The organism is Coprobacter sp. (genome assembly GCF_982436375.1).
This window is the reverse complement of sequence record NZ_CEWDCG010000124.1, coordinates 1-9,331: the sequence shown is the minus strand read 5'-3', so window position 1 is coordinate 9,331 and position 9,331 is coordinate 1. Positions and strand designations below refer to the sequence as shown.

Here is a 9,331-nt window from a genome sequence, read left to right as displayed (position 1 = left end):
GGATTTACTAAAATGCAAGGTGCAGGGAATGATTATATATATGTGAATACATCGGTTTTTCCGATTAGAAATCCTGAAAAATTGGCAATAAAATGGAGCAAATACCACACAGGTATAGGCAGTGACGGGTTGGTGTTGATCGGCAATTCGGATAAGGCAGATTTTAGTATGCGCATTTTTAATGCAGATGGTTCGGAGGCTAAAATGTGCGGGAACGCATCTCGGTGTGTGGGAAAATACTTGTATGACAATCATTTGACAGATAAAACGGAGCTTTTGCTTGATACTTTATCGGGCATAAAATTACTTAAATTGCAGGTTGTTGACGGAAAGGTAACTCATGTCACGGTAGATATGGGTATTCCGGAGTCAATTTATATTATGTCTGAGGGATATGCTGGTTGCATGATTGATATGCCGATAATGGTAGGGAAAAAGTCCTTTAAAGCGACGGCAATATCTATGGGGAATCCTCATTTGGTGATTTTTGTTGATGATGTCGATCGAATCGAATTAGAAAAAGTGGGGCCTATGTTGGAAAATAATCCTTTGTTTCCCGATCGGATCAATGTGGAGTTTGCTCAAGTGAAAAATAAAAATTCTATTAGAATGAGGGTCTGGGAGAGGGGGTCGGGAATTACTCAGGCTTGTGGAACGGGTGCTTGTGCAACGGCAGTGGCAGGTTTTATGACAGGACGTACAGAACGAATTTCTTCCGTAAATATGGATGGCGGAGTGTTGACGATATGTTGGGATGAAGAGACCGATCATGTTTTAATGACCGGAGATGCCGTAAAAGTTTTTGACGGAGAAGTAGAAATAGATTAATTTTTTTAATGCAGAAAGAATATGGCGCTCGTAAATGAACATTTTCTGAAACTTCCGGATAGTTATTTATTTTCGGATATAGCTAAGAAAATAAATACTTTTAAGGTAACCCACCCGAAAGATAAGGTGATCTCTTTGGGGATAGGGGACGTTACACGACCTTTGCCGAAAGCTGTAATTGAAGCTATGCATAAAGCAGTAGATGAAATGGCGGTTAGGGATACATTCAGAGGATATGGTCCTGAACAGGGATACAGTTTCCTGATTGATGCAGTCATAAAAAATGACTTTGTTCCTAAAGGAATCCATTTTGAACCAGGGGAGATATTTATTAATGACGGAGCAAAAAGCGATACTGGAAACATTGGAGATATTTTGCGGCATGATAATAGTATCGGAGTAACTGATCCTATATATCCGGTATATATAGATTCTAATGTGATGTGTGGGAGGGCCGGAACGTTAGAAAATGGAAAATGGAGTAATGTGACTTATATCCCTTGTCGGAGCGAGAACGGTTTTATTCCCGAAATACCGGAGAATCGTATCGATATTCTTTATCTCTGTTATCCGAATAACCCTACCGGTACGGCACTTTCGAAACAAGAATTGAAAAAATGGGTGAATTATGCTTTGTCTAATGATACGTTGATTCTTTTTGATGCTGCTTATGAGGCTTATATACAGGATTCGGATGTTCCGCATTCTATATATGAAATTAAAGGTGCGAAAAAATGTGCTATCGAATTCCGTAGTTTTTCTAAGACAGCAGGATTTACAGGTGTCCGTTGCGGGTATACGGTCGTACCGAAAGAGGTAAGTGCCGCTACTCTTACTGGAGAACGGATTCCTTTGAATCGATTATGGAATCGAAGACAATGTACAAAATTTAATGGAACGTCCTATATTACCCAACGGGCAGCTGAAGCTGTCTATTCTGCCGAAGGACAGATGCAGGTAAAAGAGATTATTCAGTATTATATGACGAATGCTCGTATTATGAAAACCGGACTTTCCGAAACGGGTTTGGAAGTATATGGCGGGGAGAATGCTCCGTATTTATGGGTAAAAGCACCGGACGGTCTTTCTTCATGGAAATTTTTTGAGAGAATGTTGTATGAAGCGAACGTTGTCTGTACTCCGGGAGTAGGTTTCGGCCCATCCGGAGAAGGATATGCCCGTTTAACGGCATTCGGTGATCGGGATGACTGCATGGAGGCTATGTTCCGGCTAAAAAAATGGTTGCGTTGATTTATTAATTTGTAAAAACAATCAAACAATAGGTATTATGTCAACATTGAGATTTAGAGTTGTAGAAACCGCTTTTACTAAAAAAGCGGTGGATGTCGCAGTTCCGGATGAGAGACCTTCGGAATATTTCGGTAAATATGTGTTTAACCGGGCGAAGATGTTTAAATATCTTCCGGAAAAGACATATCGGAAATTGGTCGATGCAATCGACAATGGTACTCCCCTTGATCGTGAAATTGCCGATTCTGTGGCAGAAGGAATGAAAAAATGGGCTATCGAGATGGGGGCTACTCATTATACTCATTGGTTTCATCCTTTGACCGAAGGTACTGCGGAGAAGCATGACGCTTTTGTGGAGCATGACGGTAAGGGAGGTGTTGTAGAAGAATTTTCCGGAAAATTATTGATTCAGCAAGAACCGGATGCTTCGAGTTTCCCGAATGGAGGTATTCGTAATACGTTTGAGGCTCGCGGATATTCGGCTTGGGATCCTTCATCGCCTGCTTTTATTGTAGATGATACACTTTGTATTCCTACTATTTTTATAGCTTATACCGGAGAATCGTTGGACTATAAAGCTCCTTTGTTGAAAGCCTTGGATAGTGTCAATAAAGCGGCCGTAGATGTATGTCATTACTTCGACCATAATGTAAAAAAGGTCTTTGCATATTTGGGTTGGGAACAAGAATATTTTTTGGTTGATGAAGGCTTGTATGCCGCTCGTCCAGATTTATTGCTTACAGGACGTACGCTTATGGGGCATGAAAGTTCGAAAAACCAACAGTTGGAAGATCATTATTTCGGGGCTATTCCTACACGTGTAGCAGCTTTTATGAAAGATCTCGAGATAGAGAGTCTGAAGTTGGGTATTCCGGTGAAAACTCGACATAACGAGGTCGCTCCCAATCAATTTGAATTAGCTCCTATATTTGAAGAGTGTAATCTTGCAAATGACCATAATTTATTGATTATGGCTTTGATGCGGAAAATTTCTCGTCGGCACGGATTTCGAGTTTTGCTTCATGAGAAACCTTTTAAGGGTGTAAACGGATCGGGCAAGCATAATAACTGGTCTTTAGGAACTGATACCGGGGTTTTATTGATGGCTCCCGGAAAAACGGCAGAGGACAATTTGCGTTTTGTGACGTTTATTGTAAATGTTTTGATGGCGGTTTATCGTCATAACGGATTGTTAAAAGCCAGTATCTCTTCTGCTACCAATGCCCATCGTTTGGGTGCGAATGAAGCTCCTCCTGCTATTATTTCGAGTTTTTTGGGGACGCAATTGACTCAAGTACTCGATCATCTTGAAGAGAGTTCTAATGATGAATTGATTGCGTTGAGCGGGAAACACGGGATGAAGTTGGACATTCCTCAAATTCCGGAATTGTTGATTGATAATACCGACCGTAATCGGACTTCGCCTTTTGCTTTTACAGGAAATCGTTTTGAGTTCCGTGCTGTAGGCTCTGAGGCGAACTGTGCTTCAGCTATGATTGCTTTGAATACGGCTGTTGCAGAGCAATTGATAGAGTTCAAATCTGAAGTAGATGCCTTGATAGCGAAAGGTGAACCGAAAGTCTCTGCTATTTTAGATGTCGTGCGTAAATATATAAAAGAGAGTAAACCGATTCATTTTGACGGTAACGGTTATAGTGAGGAATGGAAAGCCGAGGCTCTGAAAAGAGGTCTGGATTGTGAGACCAGCGTTCCAGTTATTTTCGATAATTATTTGAAAGAAGATTCTGTCAAAATGTTCGAATCTACCGGAGTAATGACCCGTAAAGAATTGGAAGCCCGTAATGAAGTGAAATGGGAAACTTATACTAAAAAGATACAGATCGAGGCGCGTGTGTTGGGAGATCTCGCCATGAATCATATTATTCCTATTTCGACGAAATATCAATCTGAACTTATCGATAATGTTTACAAAATAAGAAGTCTTTTTTCTGAAGATAAAGCTGTTTTATTGTGTGGTAAGGATTTGGATATTATCGAGGAAATCGGACATCGGGAATTAGCGATAAAAGAGAAAGTCGAAGAGATGATCGAAGCACGTAAAAAGGCTAATAAAATTGCCGATGAAAGAGAAAAGGCGATAGCATACCATGATACGGTAGCACCCAAGTTTGATGAAATCCGTTATCATATCGATAAACTTGAACTGATTGTGGATGACCAAATGTGGACTTTGCCGAAATATCGGGAGTTGCTTTTTATTCGTTAGAAAAAATAAGGATGTTCAATTTATTGGAGATGCCTTTCGGAAGAGGTATTTCTTATAGGATTAAAATAAATGAAAAAGAAACGGTCGAAAATAATCTCTTTCCGACCGTTTCTTTTCTATATAGACAGATTTTATCTCCGTTTATTTTTTTGTTGTTGTCTCAAAGCTGCTTGTTGTTGTCGTTGAGCCTCTTCCAGACGAGCCATAAATCCTGATTTCTTGCGAGGTTTTTTCTGATTTTCTTTAAGTTGCGCAAGAACTTTTTCTTCATTGATACATTTACGGAATATGTAGGTCTGGATAATTGTGATCAATGTAGAAACAAAATAATAGTAACTCAACCCTGAAGCGTAGTTATTGAAAATGAACAAGAACATTAAGGGCATGAGATACATCATGACTTTCATACCCGGCATTTGCTGGCTTCCGCCGGTATTGTCCATATTGATCTTTGTATATAAAATATTCGTAATAGTCATTAACAGACAGAACAAACTGATATGATTTCCGAAATACGGAGTAATCAAGGGTATATAGGCATCCCAACTGAATATGGCATCATAAGATGATAAATCTTGAGCCCAAAGGAATGATTGTTGTCTTAATTCGATAGATGAAGGGAAGAATGCAAACATCGCTAATAGAATCGGCATCTGCAATAACATAGGCAAACATCCGCTCATCGGATTGATTCCTGCTTTGCTGTACAAGTCCATTGTCGCTCTTTGACGATCTATAGCTTTGTCTTGTCCCGGATATTTGGCATTTATTTCTTCGATCTGAGGACGCAATACCCGCATACGGGCGCTGGACATGTAGGATTTAAATGTAAGCGGAGCTAAGAATATTTTGATGATGATTGTCATCAATAGAATGATGATTCCGTAATTTGCAATGTATTTTCCTAAGAAAGTAAATATGGGTATGATTATCCATGTGTTGATCCATCGGAAAAATTTAAATCCCAGCGGTACAAGTTTATCCAGATCGAGGGCTTTGTCATCATCGACGCCTTTGTCATAGCTGTGTAATAGAGGATAAAGGTTAGGTCCTAAATAAAAACGAAATCCCGGTCCGTTATTATCCGCCGGATTATAATCCACTGTCGTTTCTGTATGGAAGTTTTTCAAATATGCCGGATCATTATTCATCCCTGAACGAATGAGAGCACCATTGAATTTTCCGTCAGGTATCAAAGCTGATGAGAAAAACTGATTCTTATATCCGATCCATTTAAGTCCTAACGAAATGGTCTCCTGTTCATCTTTAGATTCACTCAAATGGTCGACGTCCGAACCTACGAATTTATAATATAATGCACTATTTCTTTCTTCGAACATGCGCCCTTTTTCCTGGCTGCGCAGGTTCTGATTCCAGAATAAATCCAGACTTGCCGTATTACCGGGAAGAATAGTTTCCATTCCTTTTTGGCGGATATCCATTTTGACCATATAACTGTCTTCCGGTAAAGTATAGACAAGATCAAAGAATTTGCCATTACCGAAATCGAGCCGCATCGTTACAGATTTTCCGTCTTTTCCTGCAATAGGTTTAAAGAAAAGATCGGTCGTGTTTACAATACGCCCTCCGGTCTTGAAAATAAATCCGTATTCGTTATCCTTTTCGTCGAAAAGAGTAAGAGGCAGCGAGTCATGAGTCTTGTATTTATTTAAAGTAGCTTCGGTCAAAGCTCCTCCTTTACTTGAGAATGAGAGAGATACAAGATCGTTTTTCAGATTTATTTTTTCATTTTCTCCTGTCGTAAAGTCCGAAAAGATTCCGAACGCTTCTTTCATTTGTACTTGACGAAGAGAATCCTCGTTTAGAACGGTGATAGTCGAATCTGCATTACCGGCTACCATTTGGCTTTGTTGTATCTCTTCCAGTTTTTTCTGTTCAACCTGAGCAATGGAGTCGTTTCTGCGTTGAAGTTCTTGCAATTGTTCGGGTGTAGGTTTTGTAAACCACGAATAGCCGAAAAGAACGGCAGCGATAAGAACAAAACCAATAATCGTATTTTTATCCATATATATGTATGATCGTTTTTATTCTTTTCCGGTTTCCGGATTATTTCTTGTTTTTAATGACAGCTTTAATAAAATCTATGAAGAGAGGATTAGGACGTAATACCGTACTGTTATATTCAGGATGGTATTGTACTCCTATAAACCATGAAAGAGAAGGTATTTCTACAACCTCTACAAGGTGTGTTTCCGGGTTTTCTCCAACACATTTCATCCCTGCCGCTTCAAATTCAGCACGATAATCACTGTTAAACTCGAAACGGTGACGGTGACGTTCTTTAATATGAGTCGATTGATAGGCTTTGGCAGTTTTCGAATCCGGATCAAGTACGCAATCATATTCGCCTAAACGCATGGTCCCGCCCATATTAGAAACGCTTTTTTGGCTTTCCATCAAATCGATTACGTTATGTTTGGTACTTACTTCCATCTCCGTCGAGTTGGCATCGGCATAGCCCAGTACGTTTCTGGCAAATTCGATTACCATACATTGCATGCCTAAACAGATACCGAATGTGGGTACATCATGTTCGCGGGCATATTTTATAGCGGTGAATTTACCTTCGATACCTCTTTGTCCGAATCCCGGAGCGATGAGAAGCCCGTCCATAGAACCGAGCAATTCTTCAACGTTGGACTCGTTTAATTTTTCCGAATGAATAAGTTGCAGATCCAATTTACGGTCGTTGTATGTTGCTGCTTGAAATAGAGCTTCATCGATCGATTTGTATGCGTCTTGCAGTTCAACATATTTCCCGACCAATCCGATGCGAACACTTTCTTTAGCATTCTTCACGCGGGCAAGAAATTCTTTCCAAGGTTTCAGCTCGGGGGTCGATCCGACCAGCATGCCTGTCTTGGTCAGTACTATTTCATCCAGTTTTTGTTGTTGCATTTTTAATGGAACTTCATAAATAGAAGGTACGTCGATAGACTGTATGACAGCTTCCGGTGCTACATTACAGAATAATGCTACTTTACGGCGAATCTCATTGCTTAATTCGTGTTCTGTCCGTAAAACCAGAATATCCGGTTGTATCCCTACTTCCTGTAACTGCTTTACAGAATGTTGAGTCGGTTTTGTCTTTACCTCTTTTGCCGCAGCAATAAAAGGAACGTAAGTCAAATGAATGCAAAGACAGTTTTTACCGAGTTCCCATTTTAGTTGGCGGACACTTTCAAGAAAAGGGAGAGATTCTATATCTCCGACAGTACCACCGATTTCGGTGATAACGAAATCGAATTCGTTCTTAGTTCCCAGTAATTTTACGTTTCTCTTTATCTCATCGGTAATATGCGGTATGATTTGTACCGTTTTACCTAAATAATCACCGCGTCTTTCTTTATTAATGACATTTTGGTAAATACGTCCTGTGGTGATATTGTTCGCGCGTGTTGTACGAATGTTGGTAAACCGTTCGTAGTGGCCTAAATCGAGATCGGCTTCATGTCCATCTACTGTAACGTAACATTCCCCATGTTCATAAGGATTTAATGTCCCCGGATCAATGTTTATATACGGGTCGAACTTTTGGATGGTAACATTATAGCCTCTGGCTTGAAGCAATTTGGCGAGAGATGCTGAGATAATGCCTTTCCCTAAAGAAGAAACAACTCCGCCTGTGACGAAAATATACTTTGTGTCCACTACTATATGATATTTAATACATTAATTTATGTGCAGATGATTTTTCAAAACGCAAAAGTAGAAAAAAAACTTCAGATTTACGGAAAACTGTTTTTAATTAATTATCAATTAACAATATTCTTTTGAGGCTTTCCGCATTTCGTTTTTTGTAATTATGAAATATGTATTTAACTATAAAATAATTACATTTGCAAAATATTGCTGTGCCGGTCTTGTTTTGGAGAGCAAATGATTCGGCAAATTGATTTTATTTAAAAGACTGGAATATGTTTTTAAAATTTTGCCGGAGTGCGGTTCTTTCATTAATGTGCTTTGTTTATTTTATAGCTGCTTCTGCTGCTAACGATTCGGTTTTTCAGGTTAGCGCATTTTCTCAACGGCATTTGCCGGATTCGGTTACTGTTGAACAGCCCGATTCGTTACAGGGCAAACAGAGTATGTTGTTGCAGTTGATATCTACGGACTCTATTTCTTTGACTCCGGAGGTACAAGAGGCTTTAAATATGGTTTTATTCCCGGATAGTACAGATCATAATGACGAGTTGTCATTATTGGATTCTCCTTATTTTTTGCCGATTATTTTTGATCGATATAAAAATCCGGATTCGCTAAATGTATTTATTCCGTTCAAAAAAACATATTCGTCGTTCGAACCTTTTTCCTATTCTTTTAAAGAACCCGAATGGTTGATGCGGGTTAAAGGGCTGCAAACCATGAGGGAGAGAGGCCGTTTCTGGGTGATTATAAATCATCCGGAATGTATAAAATATAATACGGATAATTTGCCGGAAGTTCCTAAAGTTAAAGTAATGGAAACTTCTCCGAGAAAAAATTTGTTGAAATTGGAGGATATGACGGTTTCGGTATCTCAGTCGTCTATAAATGCCGGGGAAAGAAAATTGAAACATTGGATTTCAGGACTCCAGAGTTCTATTCAGTTTTCTCAAGTACATATTTCAGAAAATTGGTATCAAGGTGGAGAAAGTAATTTAAATATTGTCAGCAATCAGGTATATACGTTGAAGTTTGATGATTATGACCGGATGATTTTTGAAAATACGGTTCAGTGGAAAGTAAATGTTAACAGTGCTCCGGAAGATACTATCCGGAAAATAAGAATAAGCGAAGACCTTTTCCAGATTAATTCAAAGTTCGGTTTTAAAGCCTTTAAAAGTTGGTATTATACTGCTACACTATTTTTTAAAACACAGTTGTTTGATAATTATAAGGCCAATACAACCGAAAAATTAGCGGAGTTCCTTTCTCCTGGAGAGTTTAATGCCGGTCTTGGTATGTCATACAATTATAAACAAGAGAAGTGGAAGTTTGAGTCATCGGTAGTATTATCTCCGT

General features: G+C 39.1%; 6 protein-coding genes. 4 read left to right on the top strand and 2 right to left on the bottom strand.

Annotated features, from left to right (window positions below; translation table 11 throughout):
- The 3 genes from dapF to AC1WHX_RS07985 form a co-directional block, all read left to right on the top strand.
- The coding region (gene dapF / locus AC1WHX_RS07995; protein WP_481229115.1) for a diaminopimelate epimerase at nt 1-828 on the top strand (828 nt) is incomplete at its 5' end.
- A gap of 21 nt (nt 829-849) precedes the next feature.
- Nucleotides 850-2,079: an LL-diaminopimelate aminotransferase gene (locus AC1WHX_RS07990; protein WP_009317400.1), complete on the top strand. Its 1,230-nt coding sequence runs from the start codon at nt 850-852 to the stop codon at nt 2,077-2,079.
- A 37-nt stretch (nt 2,080-2,116) separates the two neighbouring features.
- Entirely contained in the window at nt 2,117-4,306 is a 2,190-nt protein-coding gene (locus AC1WHX_RS07985) for a glutamine synthetase III family protein (protein WP_302545005.1), read from the top strand.
- Nucleotides 4,307-4,437: 131 nt separating this feature from the next.
- Here the strand turns inward: AC1WHX_RS07985 and yidC are convergent, their stop codons facing one another.
- Entirely contained in the window at nt 4,438-6,333 is a 1,896-nt protein-coding gene (gene yidC / locus AC1WHX_RS07980; protein ID WP_009317398.1) for a membrane protein insertase YidC, read from the bottom strand.
- A 40-nt stretch (nt 6,334-6,373) separates the two neighbouring features.
- Nucleotides 6,374-7,984: a CTP synthase gene (locus AC1WHX_RS07975; protein WP_303115817.1), complete on the bottom strand. Its 1,611-nt coding sequence runs from the start codon at nt 7,982-7,984 to the stop codon at nt 6,374-6,376.
- Nucleotides 7,985-8,244: 260 nt separating this feature from the next.
- Between AC1WHX_RS07975 and AC1WHX_RS07970 the strand changes: the two genes are divergently transcribed.
- The coding region (locus AC1WHX_RS07970) for a DUF3078 domain-containing protein (RefSeq protein ID WP_481229114.1) at nt 8,245-9,331 on the top strand (1,087 nt) is incomplete at its 3' end.

What these genes read in the sequence shown, in the direction of transcription:
- yidC (WP_009317398.1), bottom strand. Translation starts at nt 6,333, where the DNA reads ATGGATAAAAATACGATTATTGGTTTTGTTCTTATCGCTGCCGTTCTT.
- AC1WHX_RS07985 (WP_302545005.1), top strand. Translation starts at nt 2,117, where the DNA reads ATGTCAACATTGAGATTTAGAGTTGTAGAAACCGCTTTTACTAAAAAA.
- AC1WHX_RS07990 (WP_009317400.1), top strand. Translation starts at nt 850, where the DNA reads ATGGCGCTCGTAAATGAACATTTTCTGAAACTTCCGGATAGTTATTTA.